The organism is Streptomyces sp. NBC_00989, assembly GCF_045162655.1.
GTDB lineage: Bacteria > Actinomycetota > Actinomycetes > Streptomycetales > Streptomycetaceae > Streptomyces.
Genome location: NZ_CP108728.1, coordinates 9607177 through 9623549 on the forward strand (window position 1 = coordinate 9607177; position 16373 = coordinate 9623549).

15 protein-coding genes are annotated in these 16373 nt (G+C 70.6%); 5 read left to right on the forward strand and 10 right to left on the reverse strand.

The features are described 5' to 3' along the window. Positions 1-148 precede the first annotated feature (148 nt). Together efeB and OG714_RS43110 are read right to left on the reverse strand one after the other, a co-directional pair. On the reverse strand, positions 149-1369 hold the full coding sequence (efeB, locus tag OG714_RS43105) for an iron uptake transporter deferrochelatase/peroxidase subunit (protein WP_406129352.1): 1221 nt from the start codon (positions 1367-1369) through the stop codon (positions 149-151). Beyond that, the gene (locus OG714_RS43110) at positions 1366-2688 is read right to left on the reverse strand and encodes an EfeM/EfeO family lipoprotein (protein ID WP_406129354.1); all 1323 of its coding nucleotides are present in this window, start codon (positions 2686-2688) and stop codon (positions 1366-1368) included. Before OG714_RS43110 ends, efeB begins: the two co-directional genes overlap by 4 nt. A gap of 607 nt (positions 2689-3295) precedes the next feature. Between OG714_RS43110 and OG714_RS43115 the strand changes: the two genes are divergently transcribed. Further along, positions 3296-3535, forward strand: a complete 240-nt coding sequence (locus OG714_RS43115; protein ID WP_406129355.1) for a hypothetical protein — start codon at positions 3296-3298, stop codon at positions 3533-3535. 320 nt (positions 3536-3855) lie between these two features. On the opposite strand, the gene rocD is transcribed toward OG714_RS43115, so the two are convergent. From rocD to OG714_RS43130, 3 genes are all read right to left on the reverse strand, one after another. Beyond that, positions 3856-5082, reverse strand: coding sequence for an ornithine--oxo-acid transaminase (gene rocD, locus OG714_RS43120; RefSeq protein WP_406129357.1), 1227 nt, complete (start codon positions 5080-5082; stop codon positions 3856-3858). Further along, on the reverse strand, positions 5079-5891 hold the full coding sequence (gene ddaH / locus OG714_RS43125) for a dimethylargininase (protein ID WP_406129359.1): 813 nt from the start codon (positions 5889-5891) through the stop codon (positions 5079-5081). Before ddaH ends, rocD begins: the two co-directional genes overlap by 4 nt. 123 nt (positions 5892-6014) lie before the next feature. Next, positions 6015-6518, reverse strand: a complete 504-nt coding sequence (locus OG714_RS43130) for an Lrp/AsnC family transcriptional regulator (protein ID WP_406129361.1) — start codon at positions 6516-6518, stop codon at positions 6015-6017. Positions 6519-6595: 77 nt separating this feature from the next. Between OG714_RS43130 and OG714_RS43135 the strand changes: the two genes are divergently transcribed. From OG714_RS43135 to OG714_RS43150, 4 genes are all read left to right on the forward strand, one after another. Continuing rightward, positions 6596-7345 carry a LytR/AlgR family response regulator transcription factor gene (locus tag OG714_RS43135; RefSeq protein WP_406129363.1) on the forward strand — a complete coding sequence of 250 codons (750 nt, stop codon included), beginning with the start codon at positions 6596-6598 and terminating at the stop codon, positions 7343-7345. Between the two features lie 2 nt (positions 7346-7347). Further along, a complete protein-coding gene (locus OG714_RS43140) occupies positions 7348-7707 on the forward strand; it encodes a hypothetical protein (RefSeq protein WP_406132145.1) in 360 nt (119 codons plus the stop codon). A gap of 4 nt (positions 7708-7711) precedes the next feature. Further along, positions 7712-9424: a cation acetate symporter gene (locus tag OG714_RS43145; RefSeq protein ID WP_406129364.1), complete on the forward strand. Its 1713-nt coding sequence runs from the start codon at positions 7712-7714 to the stop codon at positions 9422-9424. Positions 9425-9491: 67 nt separating this feature from the next. After that, the gene (locus OG714_RS43150; RefSeq protein WP_406129366.1) at positions 9492-10709 is read left to right on the forward strand and encodes a sensor histidine kinase; all 1218 of its coding nucleotides are present in this window, start codon (positions 9492-9494) and stop codon (positions 10707-10709) included. A 6-nt stretch (positions 10710-10715) separates the two neighbouring features. On the opposite strand, the gene OG714_RS43155 is transcribed toward OG714_RS43150, so the two are convergent. The 5 genes from OG714_RS43155 to OG714_RS43175 all read right to left on the reverse strand — a co-directional run bounded on the left by OG714_RS43155 (position 10716) and on the right by OG714_RS43175 (position 16299). Further along, on the reverse strand, positions 10716-10874 hold the full coding sequence (locus OG714_RS43155; protein WP_019070924.1) for a hypothetical protein: 159 nt from the start codon (positions 10872-10874) through the stop codon (positions 10716-10718). Positions 10875-10887: 13 nt separating this feature from the next. Then, positions 10888-12753: a protein kinase domain-containing protein gene (locus tag OG714_RS43160; RefSeq protein ID WP_406129368.1), complete on the reverse strand. Its 1866-nt coding sequence runs from the start codon at positions 12751-12753 to the stop codon at positions 10888-10890. A gap of 25 nt (positions 12754-12778) precedes the next feature. Continuing rightward, positions 12779-14041, reverse strand: a complete 1263-nt coding sequence (locus OG714_RS43165) for a DUF6777 domain-containing protein (RefSeq protein ID WP_406129370.1) — start codon at positions 14039-14041, stop codon at positions 12779-12781. 118 nt (positions 14042-14159) lie between these two features. Then, on the reverse strand, positions 14160-15110 hold the full coding sequence (locus OG714_RS43170; RefSeq protein WP_406129371.1) for a cytochrome c oxidase assembly protein: 951 nt from the start codon (positions 15108-15110) through the stop codon (positions 14160-14162). 163 nt (positions 15111-15273) lie between these two features. Beyond that, a complete protein-coding gene (locus OG714_RS43175) occupies positions 15274-16299 on the reverse strand; it encodes a 6-phosphofructokinase (RefSeq protein ID WP_406129373.1) in 1026 nt (341 codons plus the stop codon). Between the last annotated feature and the right edge of the window lie 74 nt (positions 16300-16373).

Here is a 16373-nt window from a genome sequence, read left to right on the forward strand (position 1 = left end):
GTCCATGGCCGTGGCACCTACGGCCGTAGCCTGCGCAATGGTGACGGCGGGGCGGGGGAGCGGCAATGACGTGAGAGCGAACGACGGGTCAGGAAATTCTCATGGTCTGTTGGCCTGTTCTTGACCCGTGCCTCAGACCGGCGGTCTCTCAGGTCAGCAGGGTGCGGCCCAGCCAGTCGGACGCGTCGCGCACACCGGGCAGCGCGAAGAAGTAACCGCCGCCGTACGGCGAGACGTAGTCGACCAGCGGTTCACCGGCCAGCCGTTTCTGCACGGTCTCGAACTGCCGGGCCAGGTCCTGCTGGTAGCAGCAGAACAGCAGGCCCATGTCGAGGTTGCCGTTGCTGTCCATGCCCCGGTCGTAGTTGTAGCCGCGACGCAGGATGCGCTGATCGGCGCTCTGCGTGGTGCGCGGGTTGGCGAGCCGGATGTGGCTGTCGAGGGGGATCACATCGCCCTGCGGGTCCTGCGCGAAGTTGGGCGTGTCCTTCTCGTGGCGCCCGTCCAGCGGGGCGCCGGTGTCCCGGGCGCGGCCGAACATCCGCTCCTGCTCGGTGATGGAGACGCGGTCCCAGAACTCCACCAACATCCTTATCAGGCGGACGACTTGATAGCTGCCGCCGGTCGCCCAGTCCGGTTCGCCGCTGCTACTCCCCACCCACACAAGGTCGTTCATCGCGCGGGCGTCGGTCACCTCCGGGTTGGCGATGCCGTCCTTGAATCCGAGGTGGTTGCGCGGGGTGCCCGAGGGGCGCGGCGGACTGATGAACCCGTCCGTCCGCCACCGCACTTGGAGCCCACCGCGCGTGTGCCGGGTGACATCGCGCAGCGCGTGCAGGACGGTGTCCGCGCTGTCGGCGCAGAACTGCACACTCAGATCGCCGTGACACCAGTCGGCGTTCAGATCGTCGTCCGGGAACGGCGGCATCGCGGTCAGCCGGCGGGGCGCGAGCTTCGCCAGCCCGTAGCGGTCGTCGAAGAGCGAGGCCCCGACGCCGACGGTGACGCTCAGCCGGTCGGCGGGGAGGTCCGGGCCGAGCGTGCCCGAGTCGGCGGGCGGGGCCGTGATGCCCAGGTCCTCCGGGCTGCCGCCGGTGGTGAGGAAGCGGGCCCGGTCGGTCAACGTCCGGAGCAGGTCGGTGAGTTCGGACTTGCTCTCGGCGGTGGTGTCGAAGGAGACGAACGCCGTGGCGCGCTGTGCCGGGGTGACGATCCCGGCCTGATGGACCCCGTGGAAGGGCACGGTCGCGGCCGACGTCCGCACGGCAGCCGCGGCGGCACCACGATCGGCGGCGACAAGACCGCCACCGGCCACGGCCGCCGCACTCGCCAGGAAACCCCGGCGGCCCACCTCGTTCACGCGCTTCACGCGGTCCTCCGTACGTCCGTGAGGGCGGCCACGTCGGCCAGCCGCTCCACCAGTCCACCGAGGTCGGCGTCGACCTTCTCCCTTTGCGGACGGGTGAGTTGAGCGAGGGGCGTCCACTTCCCGGAGTGGTCGAGGCCGTCCAGGGTGTGCTGAGCCCGGTCCATCCAGTCGCCCAGTTCGGCGAACCCCGCGTCCCGGGTCTTCAACAGCGGGCCCAGATAGCCGAGCAGCACGCGGGTGCCGTCGAGGTTGGCGCGGGCGGTGGCGAGATTGGTGCCGCTGCCGTAGTCGGTGCGGCCGGTCAGCTCGAACTGCACGGTGTTCTCCAGGATCTCGTGCGCCCGCAGACCGGTGTCGGCCGGATCCATCCGCTGGGTGGGCCAACTTCCCTCCAACGCGTGGACGTCCTTGCCGAGTTGATCGGCGGGACCACGCAGCCCGCTCGCCGACTCGCCGTGCCACAGCCCGTACTCGACCCGGTGGAACCCGGTGAACCCGGCGTCGTGCACTCCGTCCGCGAGCCCGGCCGTGGTGCCGTTGATCGCCCCGTCGGAGTCGCCGAACGTGCCGTAGGCGGCGCCCATCCGCTCGTAGACGAGATGCGCGGGAAGCCACGCCTTGCGGGCCGCCGCGAGGTCACCTCGGTCGACGGCGGCACGCAACACGTCGGTCTTCCGGGCGAGTTCGACGGTCCGGGCCTGAATCCACTTCTGGTAGGCGAGGGTCGGCGGGATGAGTTCCTGCTGGGTGATGGGCAGGGCGGCCGGTCCGCTCCTCACCTTCGATCCGCTGATCCGCACGGTCGGTCCGGTCACGGCGTCCGCGTCGTCGGGCAGACACTTGAAGGCGTACGAACCGTTCCCGAGGGTCACGCCGAGCGGCCGGACGGTACCCGGCGACAGCCCCTCGACCTCGCCGTAGACCGCACCGGTCTTCGCGTCGGTGAGATACACCTCGGCGGCCGTGCTGGACGTGTTGTGCAGCTCGAAGACTTGGTGCCCCGCCTGCGGATGCGTCCAGCCACTTCCGCACCCGGCGGTCGCGACCACGACGGTGGTGTGCGGTAGCCCGTCGGCGGCAGCGGGGGCTTTTCCGCCCGAGCCGGAGCCGGAGCCGCGGGCCGTGAGTACTCCGGCTCCTACGGCCGCTACGGCGACCAGGGCACCGGCCGCGAGCAGCACGGTGCGGCGGCGGGCGGTACGGGGCTGGTCGGTAGCGGGCTGGTCGGTACGGGGCTCGGGCGTGGGCGAGGTCAGCTCCGTGGCCGGTATCGGAGCCGGCTCGGCTTCGTCTTCGGCGCCGCGCGCGGATTCGGGCACGCCGGGCCTCCAGGGGGAGTCGTACGAAAGGTGGCGGTGCCAGCGATCTTATGAGGGCGGTACGGCCCCCACCGCGTCCCTTGACCCTGTTCTGACCGGAGGGCGGGCGAGAATTCGCCCGGGGTTCACCCGGGGGTCGGTGAGCAACACGGTGCGATGGGTGGGGGTGCACGGTGGGCTACGACTGGGTGGTGTGGGTCGACAGGTATCGACGGGCGGTGCGGGGTTCCGGTGAAGGTGAGAGGAGGCGACGCGGGCGAAGCCTCATCGGCTGCGCCGGGCGCCGGGGCGGTGGGCCAGGCATCGCGATGACCGAGGCTGGTGCTGGTGCGGTAAGGGCGCGGGCATGCGGCTCGCTGGGGTGCCCCTCGCTCCGAAGGCGCCCGGAGTCAGGAACATGGCCGTCGGGACGCGGCAGCGCCCGGAGAAACGGCGGCACGACCGCACCCTGCCCTCCGCCCGGACGGGTGGCGGCGCCGATGCCCGGGAACAACCCGGGCCCGCTCGGCGCTGCTCCTGATACCTCGCCGGGTACTCAGGGAAGGTCGTGGAGGAGATGAATCGGTCAGGGCAGGAGTCGCTCCCGCCGTCAGGTGAAGCACCGTTGGTGACCACCTGCGGCCGACAGGTCGCGGTGAAGCGGCTGTTGCTGGCGATCCCGGAACGGCCGATCAGCCGGGTCACCCTGGACGTGGGCCCCGTCGTGCGCGGCGAGCCCGGCCTCTGGGCCTCCCTCACCGTGTCCGAGGCCCGCGACCTGGCCCGCCGCCTCCTGGCCCAGGCCGCCCTGGCGGACACCGGCACCGGAACAGGCACTCCTGCGGAGCGCAACGCGGTCGGTAAGTAGCCTCTGTCGACCGGGAGTTGCGTGTAGCAGTGCGAGTCTGGCTGGATCGCCTCTCCATGCGTCGATCCAGCCGACTGCCACGGCTCACGTCTCGTGCGTCAGCAGTTCCTGCGGAACGGAGTGCGGCGGGCAAGTAGCCGCTGCCGCAGGGGGAGTTGCGCGTATTCCTGGGCGTCTGGCTGGACCGGCCCCCTTGCGCCGATCCAGCCGTCCACACGCACCTCACGCTTCGTGGGAGTTGCCCGTATCCCCGCGGGCCCAGCTGGACCGGACACCGCCCCCGTCCGCCGATCCAGCCGGCCCCCGCAACTCACGCAGGATTACGCCCCCTGCGTCAGCACCTTCTCCAACGTGCCCACCGCCGACCGGAGTTCATCAGCCGTAATGGTCAGCGGCGGCGCCAGTCGAATCGTCGAGCCATGCGTGTCCTTGGCCAACACGCCCTCCCTCATGAGCCGTTCGCTGATCTCGCGCCCCGTGCCGATCGCCGGGTCGACGTCGACGCCCGCCCAGAGGCCGCGGGCGCGGAAGCCGACGACGCCCCTGCCGACCAGCTCGGTCAGGCCGTCTCGCAGCACCACGCCCAACTCCGTAGCCCTGCGCTGGAATTCGCCGGTCTCCAGCAGTTCGACGACCGCCGTGCCGACCGCCGCGGCGAGCGGGTTGCCGCCGAACGTCGACCCGTGCTCGCCCGGGTGCAGTACCCCCAGCACCTCCCGGCGCGCGACGACCGCAGACACCGGCACGATCCCGCCGCCCAGCGCCTTGCCGAGCAGCAGGACGTCCGGGACGACGGCCTCGTGCTCGACCGCGAGGGTGCGACCGGTGCGACCGAGGCCCGACTGGATCTCGTCCGCGATGAACAAGCAGCCCTTGCGGCGGGTGAGTTCACGCACGCCGGCCAGATAGCCGGCGTCCGGGATGATCACCCCGGCCTCGCCCTGGATGGGCTCGATCAGTACCGCCGCCGTCGTCTCGTCGACCGCCGCCTCCAGCGCGGCGAGGTCGTTGTACGGCACGATCCGGAAGCCGGGAGTGAAGGGACCGAAGCCCGCCCGCGCCGTCTCGTCCGTGGAGAAGCTGACGATCGTCGTCGTACGGCCGTGGAAGTTCTCCGCCGCGACGACGATGGTGGCCTGGTCGGCGGGGACGCCCTTCACGTCGTAGGCCCACTTGCGGGCCACCTTGATGCCGCTCTCGACCGCCTCCGCGCCCGTGTTCATCGGCAGGACCATGTCGAGGCCGGTCAACTCCGCGAGCCGCTCGGCGAATTCGGCGAGCTTGTCGTTGTGGAAGGCGCGGGAGGTGAGCGTCAGCTGGTCGAGCTGGCGGTGGGCGGCCTCGATCAACACCGGGTGGCGGTGGCCGAAGTTGAGGGCGGAGTAGCCCGCGAGCATGTCGAGGTAGCGGCGGCCCTCGACGTCCTCCACCCACGTGCCCTCGGCGCGGGCGACGACCACCGGCAGCGGGTGGTAGTTGTGCGCGAGGACCGGCCCCTCGGCGCGGATGAGGTCGGCGGACGTACGGGCACTGGCGGGTGCGGTCATGAGCGGATCTCCTGGGTGCAGCACTTGATGCCGCCGCCGGCCTTGTGGAACTCCGACAGGTCGACGGGGACGGGGATGTAACCGTGGTCGGCGAGGCGCGCGGCCAGTGCCTCGGCCTGGGGCGCGATGAAGACGTGCAGGCCGTCCGACACGGAGTTGAGGCCGAACGTCATCGCGTCCTCACGGGTCGCGAGCACCGCGTCGGGGAACAGTCGCGCCAGCACCTCGCGGCTGCCCGGCGAGAACGCCTCCGGGTAGTAGCAGACGTTGTCGTCGTCGAGGACGAACAGCGCCGTGTCCAGGTGGTAGAAGTACGGGTCGACCAGCGTCAGGCTGATCACCGGGACGCCGAAGAACTCCTGCACCTCGCGATGGGCCTCGCGGGTCGTACGGAAACCGGTGCCGGCCAGCACATAGCGGCCGGTCGGGATCAGGTCGCCCTCGCCCTCGCTCACCGACTCGGGGCGGTGGACGTCGTAGCCCGCCGCCTTGAACCACGTGTCGTAGTGGTCGGACTCGGGGCGCCGCTCGGGCGCGTGGAAGAGAGAGCCGAAGACGCGGCCGGCGACGACGACCGCCGAGTTCGCGGCGAAGACCATGTCCGGGAGGCCGGGGGCCGGGGGCACGGTGTCCACGGTGTGGCCGTGGGAACGGTACGTGTCGATCAGTGTTCGCCACTGCTCCTGGGCGAGATCGACGTCCACCTGGGTGTCGGGGTGCATCCAGGGGTTGATCGCGTACTGCACGGCGAAGTGTCTGGGTTCGCAGACGAGAAAGCGCCGCCGGCGCCGCACACGGGTGTCGGGCACAGAGGGGTCCCTCCGCTTCCTGTGATGACGACTGGGGTTGACACCACGGTAGGAAACGACCTATACGCGCGACAAGCGATGAGCGCTGCGTGTCTACGCAGGAACGCTGCGTCTTTCCCGCCCTCAACGCACGTCTGATGCGTCTCCCGGCGCCGGGTGGGTGGCGCCCGCTTCCGGGCTTTCCGGGAGGAGGTGGGACAGCACCATCACGCTGATCGTCTTCCGGATGAACGGCTCCTGCCGGATGCGCTCCAGGACCTCCTCGAAATGGTCCACATCGGTGGCCCGTACGTGCAGCAGCGCGTCCGCGCCGCCCGTCACCGTCATCGCCGCGGTGATCTCCGGATGATTGCGCACCACCTCGGCGAGCCGCCTGGGGGGCGCGGCGCCCTCGCAGTAAACCTCCACGTACGCCTCCGTGCGCCAGCCGAGCGCGGACGGCTGCACGGTCGCCGTGAACCCGGTGATCACACCGGTCTCCCGCAGCCGGTCCACGCGCCGCTTCACCGCCGTCGCGGACAGCCCGACCGCCGCGCCGATCTCGGCGAAACTGGTCCTGGCGTTCGCCATCAACGCGGTGATGATCTTCCGGTCGAGATCGTCGAACGGGGTGGTCCTGCTGTTCATGTCGGCACTGTATCCAGCGCGAACGTCCACGCCCGGTACATGTCCAGGCGTACGAATTACTCCTACACTCCACGTTCATGCTGCGCGCCCTCGCCGTCGACGACGAACGCCCCTCCCTGGAGGAGCTGCTCTACCTGCTCAACGCCGATCCACGCATCGGCAGCGCGGAGGGCGCGGGCGACGCGACCGAGGCGCTGCGCCGTATCAACAGGGCCCTGGAATCAGGCCCGGACGGACCGGAAGCGATCGACGTCGTGTTCCTCGACATCCAGATGCCCGGCCTCGACGGCCTCGACATGGCACGGCTGCTGACGGGTTTCGCGCAGCCGCCGCTCGTCGTGTTCGTCACCGCGCACGAGGACTTCGCCGTACAGGCCTTCGATCTCAAGGCAGTCGACTACGTCCTGAAGCCCGTCCGCAAGGAACGGCTCGCGGAGGCGGTGCGCCGGGCCGCCGAACTCGGCGGCTCCGCACCGCGGATACCCGTGCACGAACCCGACCCCGACCACATCGCCGTCGAACTCGGCGGCGTCACCCGCTTCGTGGCCGTCGACGACATCACCCATGTCGAGGCACAGGGCGACTACGCCCGCCTGCACACCGACCGGGGCAGCCACCTCGTCCGCATCCCGGTGTCCACCCTGGAGGACCGCTGGCGCGCCCGCGGCTTCGTCCGCATCCACCGCCGCCACCTCGTCGCCCTGCGCCACATCGGCGAACTCCGCCTGGACGCGGGGACGGTGAGCGTTCTCGTGGGCGGCGAGGAACTCCAGGTCAGCCGCCGCCACACCCGCGAACTGCGGGACCTGCTGATGCGGAGGCCATGACGATGCCCCAAGACCCCACCGAACGCAGGGTCGTCGTCACCGGCCCGCCCCGCCGCACCCGCCGCGCCTCCGGCTACTCCCGCCCGCGCACCGAGATCGACGAACAGACCACCCTCGGCCACACCTACGTCCGTTCCCTCATGCGCACCCAACTCCGCGCCGCCCTCACGGTGTTCGCGATCCTCGTGCTGCTCGTCGGCCCCCTGCCCCTCGTCTTCGCGGCCACCCCGGACTCCCACCGCCTCGAATGGCTGATCCTCGGCTTCTGCCTCTACGCCCCGCTCGTCCTCCTCGCCCTCTGGTACGTGCGCCGCGCCGAACGCAACGAACGCGACTTCGTCCGCCTCGTCGAGGACCGCTGACCCGGTGAACTCCAGCTACGCGGTGCCGGCGGTCGCCCTCGTCGTCGTGGTGACGGTCCTCGTCGGCGCCTTCGGCCTGCGCATCTCCCGCACCACCTCCGACTTCTACGTCGCCTCCCGCACCGTCGGCCCCCGCCTCAACGCGGCCGCCATCAGCGGCGAATACCTCTCCGCCGCCTCCTTCCTGGGCATCGCGGGACTGGTCCTCGTCCAGGGCCCCGACATGCTCTGGTACCCGGTCGGCTACACGGCCGGATACCTGGTGCTGCTGTTGTTCGTCGCCGCCCCACTGCGCCGCTCCGGCGCCTACACCCTCCCCGACTTCGCCGAGGCCCGCCTCGCCTCGCACGCCGTACGACGCCTCGCGGGAGCCTTCGTCGTGGGGGTCGGCTGGCTGTACCTGCTGCCCCAACTCCAGGGCGCCGGGCTCACGTTGACCGTCCTCACCGGGGCGCCCGACTCGCTCGGCGGACTGATTGTCGCGGTCGTCGTGGTCGCCACCGTCGCGGCCGGCGGCATGCGCAGCATCACCTTCGTCCAGGCCTTCCAGTACTGGCTGAAGCTCACCGCACTGCTCGTCCCCGCCCTCTTCCTGATCCTCGCCTGGCACAGCGACGGAGCACCCCGGCACGCCTTCGAAGAGCCCGCGACGTTCCGCGAACAGCGGGCAGTTCGGGTCGACGAGACACTCGACCTCAGGCTCGACCGACCCCTCACGGTCACGGTGACCGGCAAGGTCGACGGCCACACACACGACGCGGAGAAACTCCGACTCCCCGCCGGCACCCACCACATCGAGCGCGGCACCCGCCTCACCTTCGCCAAGGGCGACCCCGTCCCCGTCGCCGACCGCGGCACCAACGGCGGCATGTCGACCTCGCTGGCCGCGAGCCGCGAGGAACGCCCGCTGTACGCGACGTACGGCCTCATCCTCGCGACCTTCCTCGGCACGATGGGCCTGCCGCACGTCGTCGTCCGCTTCTACACCAGCCCGCACGGCGTCGCCGCCCGCCGCACCACGGTCGCCGTCCTCGGCCTGATCGGCGCCTTCTACCTCCTGCCGCCCGTCTACGGCGCCCTCGGCCGCCTGTACACCCCCGAACTCACCCTCACCGGCGACGCCGACGCGTCCGTACTCCTGCTGCCCGACCGCATGATCGGCGGTGTCGGCGGCGATCTGCTCGGCGCGCTGGTCGCGGGCGGTGCCTTCGCCGCGTTCCTGTCCACCGCGTCGGGGCTGACCATGGCCGTCGCGGGAGTCCTCACCCAGGACGTCCTCCCGTCGCGCGGGGTACGGCACTTCAGGCTCGGCACGGTCCTCGCCATGGCCGTACCGCTGGCGGCGAGCGTCCTGGTCGGCGGGCTGCCCGTCGCCGACGCCGTGGGGCTCGCGTTCGCCGTATCGGCGTCCTCCTTCTGCCCGTTGCTGGTCCTCGGCATCTGGTGGACCCGGCTCACCCCGCCGGGCGCGGCGGCCGGGATGCTGGTGGGCGGCGGGTCGGCGTTCGTCGCCGTGGCCGCGACCATGGCGGGCTTCCCGGGCACGGGCCCGCTGCACGCCCTCCTCGCCTGGCCCGCGCTCTGGTCGGTGCCGCTGGGGTTCCTCACGATGGTGCTGGTGTCCTTGGCGACCCCGGGCCGGGTGCCGACGGGAACGGCGGCGATCCTGGCGCGGTTCCATCTGCCGGAGGAGCTGCGGGCGGAGGTGAAGGCGTGACGGAGTCCGGGCGCGGCTTCGGTGCCGCCGTGGGTGGATCGCCCAACTGCCTTGCGGAGGAGGTCATATGAGCGGGTTCCTGGCCGGCCTCTGCGTCGCCGTACTGCCGCTGCTGGCCGCCGGGTTCTGGCTGGGGCGGCGCACCGCGCGGCCCGAGAGCCTCGGTGGGCTCGGCACCCCCGTCGAGCACGCCACCTTCCAGACCCTGCACACCGCCTCCCTCGCCGCGCCCCCGCTGCGCGCCGGTCTCACCGAGGAGACGGCCCGCCGCTCGGCCCGCAGACTGCGCACGCTGCTGGGCACCGACGCGCTGTGCCTGACCGACCAGAAGCAGGTCCTCGCCTGGGAGGGCGTCGGCGACCATCACCGGGCCGAGATCATGGAACGGCTCGCGGGCCCTCTGGAGACCGGCCGCGGCGAGGCGTTCCGGCTCAACTGCGACGCCCCCGACTGCCCGTTGCGCTGGGCGGTGGTCGCCCCGCTCACCGTCGACGACCGGGTCCACGGTGCGCTGGTCGCCTGCGCGCCGCGCGAGTCGGCCGTCCTGGTCCGGGCCGCCGGGGAGGTCGCCCGCTGGGTCTCCGTACAACTGGAGTTGGCGGATCTGGACCAGTCCCGCACCCGGCTGATCGAGGCCGAGATCAAGGCACTTCGGGCCCAGATCTCCCCGCACTTCATCTTCAACTCGCTCGCGGTGATCGCGTCCTTCGTCCGCACGGACCCCGAGCGCGCCCGCGAACTGCTCCTGGAATTCGCCGACTTCACCCGCTACTCGTTCCGCAGGCACGGCGACTTCACCACCCTCGCCGACGAACTCCACGCCATAGACCACTACTTGGCGCTCGTGAGGGCCCGCTTCGGCGAACGGCTCTCCGTCACCCTTCAGATCGCCCCCGAGGTGCTGCCGGTGGCGCTCCCGTTCCTGTGCCTCCAGCCGCTGGTCGAGAACGCCGTCAAGCACGGCCTGGAGGGCAAGGCCGTGACGGCCGCGGGCAGGAGCCGTATCAGCATCACCGCGCAGGACGCGGGCGCCGAGGCACTCGTCGTCATTGAGGACGACGGCGCCGGCATGGACCCCGACCTGCTCCGCCGCATCCTGGCGGGCGAGGTCAGCCCCTCGGGCGGCATCGGCCTGTCCAACGTCGACGACCGGCTCCGCCAGGTCTACGGCGACGACTACGGCCTCGTCATCGAGACCGCCGTAGGAGCGGGCATGAAGATCACCGCCCGGCTGCCGAAGTACCAGCCGGGCGTGCACTCGGCGAGCCGGCGCAGTGGGGAATAGCGCGCGTCAGGTGCTGCGCGTGGCCACCATCCCGAGGGTGATCAGCCCGAGCACGACCCAGCCGAACCACAGCCAGCCGTTACTCCCGAGCGCCACCGTGTAGGCGGTCACCACTACGAGTCCGCCGACGGTGATCACCCCCATGGTCTTCGTGGAACCGGGCATCGCAACACCCTCCTCATGGTTCGTTCCCCTCCATGGTGCCCCCGTTCTGCTTCCGAACGGCGCACACGACGAAATGTGTGCCCGACTTCCATGGACCGTTACTGGTCCAGGAGGCCGCCTCGTACACCGACGGACCGAAGCCGTAGTCGGCCGGCGGCACGTCCCGGGCGCACGCCGCGTCCGACCGCGTACGGGCCTGGGCCAGCGTGACGCCCGCGCCCAACCGGGTGAACCCGACCACTTCCTGGTCGTGCTCGCCGCCGCAGGGGACCAGGCTCGCGGCCCGGTCGGAGGGCACGTCCAGACAGTCCCGCTTCTGCATCGTCGAGGTGTCCGCGAACGCCGACCCGAGGGCGCGATGGCTGCCGAGCGGTCCGTAGACCGGCCCGTGCGCGCCCAGCACCAGACAGGCGGTCCGGTGTCCGGCGGCCTCGAAACCGGCATCGGTCGGTACGACGGCGAGGCCCCGCACGTCCGCGAGCTTCTCCCGCATCTCCTGCGTCCGCTGCGCACACCGGTCCGCCCCGACCTTGCGCGCCTCGCCCGCCGACGCGGTGGACACGAACGCCATCACCTGCCCGTCCGGCACCGAGTTCCGACAAGTGGGGTCGACGGCGAGCCGTGGCGTCCCCTGGAAGCGCTTCCCACCGGGCCAGTCGGCGGTGACACAGTCGCCGTCCTTGAGCGGCGCGGAAAGGCCGATGGCTGCGCCGTACGGCGGGCTGTCCTTCTTCGCGCTCGTGTTGTCGCCGGGCGGCTGGTGGGCCATCGCGTACCAGACGCCGCCCAGGGCGAGGCCGAGCCCGAGCAGGCCCGCGAGGACGGCCTGGCGGAGCCGGCGGCGCGGGCGGCGGCGCCGACCGGTGGGGGAGGACGAGGGAGACGGCCCCGCGGTGAACGGGGCCGGTATCGGCGCCGCCATCGGCTCCGGCACGGCCTGGCCCTCCCACGGCGACTGCGAGCCGAGGTCGGTCTGGGTCCGGGCGTACGCCCCCGCCCCCGGGTCCGTCTGCGGCGTCACGATCCGGGCGAGCGCCGCCTCGGCCTCCGCCGCCGGAATCCGCAGTAGCGGATCCTTCTCCAGCATCGCGTGGAGCACCGGGGCCAGGGCGCCCGCGCGGACCGGGGGGAGTGGGTCCTCCATGACCACCGCGGTGATCTCCGCGAGCGGTGACTCGCGCACGAAGGGGCCGTGGCCCTCGACGGCGTGGTAGAGCGTGCAGCCCAGCGAGAACAGGTCGGCGGCGGCGGTCGGCGGCCCGCCCGTGGCCCGCTCCGGCGCCAGATAACCGGCCGTCCCGACGAGCACGGACGTCAGCGTGTACCGCGTCTCCCCGGCGTCCGGCTGCACCGAGATGCCGTAGTCGGTGAGCAGGACGCGGGCGTACGGCGAACCCGTGCGGTCCGGCGCGAGCAGGATGTTCGCCGGTTTCACGTCCCGGTGCATCACGCCCCGGTGGTGCCCGGCGGTCAGCGCGTCCAGTACGGCTAGCCCGATGCGGGCGCACTCCGCGGGGGCCAGCGAGCCGTACCGGGCGACCATGTCACGCAGGTCCACGGCGTCCGCCACATACTCCATGACGATCCACGGCAGACCCTCGTGCTCCAGCACGTCGTGCACGGTCACCACATGGGGGTGCCCGCGCAGCCCCGCCGCGTTCCGCGCCTCGGCCCGGGCCCGCGCGACCCGGGCCTCCCGCTCGGCGTCGGCGTAGGCCGGGTTGCTGAACACGATCTCCTTGAGCGCGACTTCACAGGCCAGCCTCTGGTCATGTGCGAGCCACACATGTCCCATACCGCCACTGCCCAGCCGGTTCAGCAGCAGATAGCGGCCGGCGATGACCCGGCCCACTCCCGAGGCCGGCGATCCCTGAGGCATGCGGAGTCCTCCTTCCGGGGCCGCGTCACGTCTGGGTTGTCGTGCTGGTGACCGGGGCGCCGCTCGTCACGGAGGTGCCGGTGGTGACGGGCGCGCCGCTGGTCACGGGAGCACTCGTCATCGGGGCGCTGCTGGTGACCGACGCGCTCGTCGAGGGCGAGTGGGTCACCACCGAGGGCGAACCGGTCGTAGGCGAACTGCTCGACGGCGGCGGGCCGGATGACGGTGGCGGCTCGCTCGTGGGCGAGGACGGTGGCGGTGACGAGGACGTCGAGGGCGGTGCCGTGGACGTCGGCGGACGCAGCGTCGGACCGGAGGTCGTCGGACCCGGGGGAGTGGAAGCCGTGCTCCCGCTCGTCCCGCCGGCCACGCTCAGCAGCACGTACTCCCCGAACCGCAGCTCGGTCCCGGCCGGCGGATCGGACGCCGTGACCTGCGCGTCGTCCGCCGGCACCGCACTCCCGCCGTACCCGACGGCCAGACCACCGCTCACCAGCTGCCGCCGCGCCTCCCCGAACGTCGCCCCCGCGAGGTCGGGTACAGCGTGCCGCATCCAGGTGTCGAAGGCGGTGTCACGCTTGCCGGTCGTACCGACCGGACGCTCGATACCGCGGTCGGGATCGTCGACGTCGACGAGAGCGAGCCCCTCCATCTTCCGCGGCGCCGGACGCACGGCCACGACCGAGGACGCGTGATATCCGTTCCACTTCTTGTTGCCGTCCTCGAACTTGACGGAAATCCGGCTCGCGTCGCCCTTGAAGGGCCGCAGCGGATTTCCGCACGAGCACTTCGCGGCGGGTTCTCCCTGCTCGTCGACGAGAATAGCGATTCCTGCCTGGAGAAGGGAGTTGTAGGGCGTGGCCTTTCCCTTTTTGTAGTCGTGGTTCTGTACGAGAGTGTCGTGACGCAGGAGCACGGGTGTGAGCCGATCCAGATAGGCCGGAATCTCGTCCGTGGTGATACCCGGCACGGACGACCAGGCGACCGCCTTCTGACGGTTCGCGGGATCGGTCAGGAACCTCTTGAGCTTCGCCACGTCACAGACGGTCGGCTTCTTGGTGCCTCCGTACAGACCAGGCGTGTCCCCCTGCTGCAAGCTGCCCCGCACCGGCATCGAACGCACCTCGGCGTCGTTGCCCAGTCCCTTTTTCTCGTCGAAGAAAGGCGCGAGCGACGGAACTCCGGCGGCGACCGCCTGCACGGCGAACGTATGTGCGCCCCCGCCGCATCCGCCCAGTCCACTCACGACCAGGACACACACGAGCAGCACGGCGATCCTGCGGATCACCGGAATTCCGGTCCTTTGCACAACAGTGCGAAATTTCATTACCGCTCCCCCCCCGGTGGCGGTTCCCCCATCGCGCTTATGCTACTGAACGAAATTGCCGCCCAGTTGCCGCATGTGTTCAATTGCCTCGTGTGTTCAATGAGGCCAAATAGGCGTTGTACGCCTCGAGTTCCTTGTCGCCGTCCCGGTCGGCGGCCCGGTCCTGGCGCTTGGCTTGCCGCTGTTCCGAGCTGTACCACTGGAACAGCAGGGCGATCAGCACCAGCACGGACGGGACCTCGCTGAACGCCCAGGCGATGCCGCCGGCCGCGTTCTGATCGGAGAGCGCGTCGATGCCGAGCGAGGCGGGCGGGTTCTTGAACGTCTGAACCATCGGCTCCGACGCCATCATCAACGCGATGCCGAAGAACGCGTGGAACGGCATCCCGGCGAACAGCTCCAGCATCCGCATCAGATAGCCCGGCCGGCTCGGCCCCGGGTCCACGCCCATGATCGGCCAGAAGAACACCACACCCACGGCGAGGAAGTGCACCATCATCGCGATGTGCCCGGTCTTCGACCCCATCAGGAAGTCGAAGATCGGCGTGAAGTACAGCGCGTACAGGCTCGCGATGAACAGCGGGATCGTGAACGCGGGATGCGTGATGATCTTCATGTACCGGCTGTGCAGGAACATCAACAGCAGCTCGCGGGGCCCCTTCTTGCCTCTCGCGGCCGGCGGCAGCGCACGCAGCGCCAGGGTGATCGGTGCGCCGAGCAGGAGCAGGATCGGGGACAACATGCTGATGATCATGTGCTGCACCATGTGCACGCTGAACATGACCATGCCGTAGTCGTTGAGCTTGGTGCACATCACCAGCCCGATGGTCAGCACACCGATGACGTAGGAGATCGTCCGCCCCACCGGCCACGAGTCCCCCCGCCGCCGCAACCGCACGACCCCCCACCCGTACAGCCCGAGCCCGACCAGACAGGCGGTGAGAAAGAACGGGTCGGCCGACCACTCAAGCCCGCGCGCGAACGTAAACGGCGGCAGATCCATGGTCATACCGTGCCCGCCGTGATCCATCGAACGGCTCCTGATTCGTGGGGGTGTGCGTCATCTGTCCGCACCAGACTAGAACTGCCCCCGGTCACTTCTACGACCGGGGGCAAGTGGTCCCACTCAGGGGCGCGGGGAACTGCGCGACCAGCCACGACGAACGCGCACCCGACGAATCACCGAGGCACGCTCAGAGCACGCACTCGGCCTCTTCATACCGATCAGCAGGCACCGTCTTCAGCGTCTCCACCGCATCCGCCAACGGCACCATCACGATGTCGGTCCCCTGAAGCGCGGTCATCTTCCCGAACTCCCCCCGATGCGCGGCCTCCACCGCATGCCACCCAAACCGGGTGGCCAGCACCCGGTCGTACGCGGTCGGAGTACCCCCACGCTGCACATGCCCAAGGATCACCGGCCGCGCTTCCTTGCCGAGCCGCTCCTCCAGCTCGATGGACAGCTGCCGCGCGATCCCCGCGAAGCGCTCATGGCCGTAGACATCCTTCTTGCCCTCGTCGAAGTCCATGGACCCCGCACGCGGCTTCGCCCCCTCGGCCGCCACGACAATCGCGAAGCGCTTGCCCGCCTCGAAGCGTTCGCCGACGCGCGCGGCCAACTCCTCGATGTCGAAGGGACGTTCAGGTACGACGATGGCGTGCGCGCCGGCCGCCATGCCGGAGTGGAGCGCGATCCAGCCGGTGTGGCGGCCCATGACCTCCACGACGAGGACGCGCTGGTGGGACTCGGCGGTGGTCTTGAGCCGGTCGAGCGCCTCGGTCGCGACACCGACCGCCGTGTCGAAGCCGAAGGTGACGTCCGTGACCGCGATGTCGTTGTCGATGGTCTTGGGGACGCCGACGATCGGGAGACCGGCGTCGTACATCAACTTGGCCGCCTTGAGCGTGCCTTCGCCGCCGATCGGGATGATCGCGTCCAGGCCGAGCTCCTCGACATGACCTCGGGCCCGCTCCACGCCGTCCCGGAGCTGGGAGGGCTGGACGCGGGAGGAGCCGAGGATGGTGCCGCCGCGAGCAAGGATGCCGCTCACCGCGTCGAGGTCGAGCTTGAGGTAGTCGCACTCCAGGAGGCCCTTCCAGCCGTCCCGGAAGCCGATGACCTCGTCGCCGTGGTCCACGACGGCGCGGTGCACGACGGACCGTATGACGGCGTTCAGGCCGGGGCAGTCGCCGCCGGACGTGAGGACACCAATGCGCATAGCCCGAAGAACCTTCTCAACGTGGGCCGAAACCGGACCACGTTGTCCGGTACGAACCCCGCCACCCTAACGGC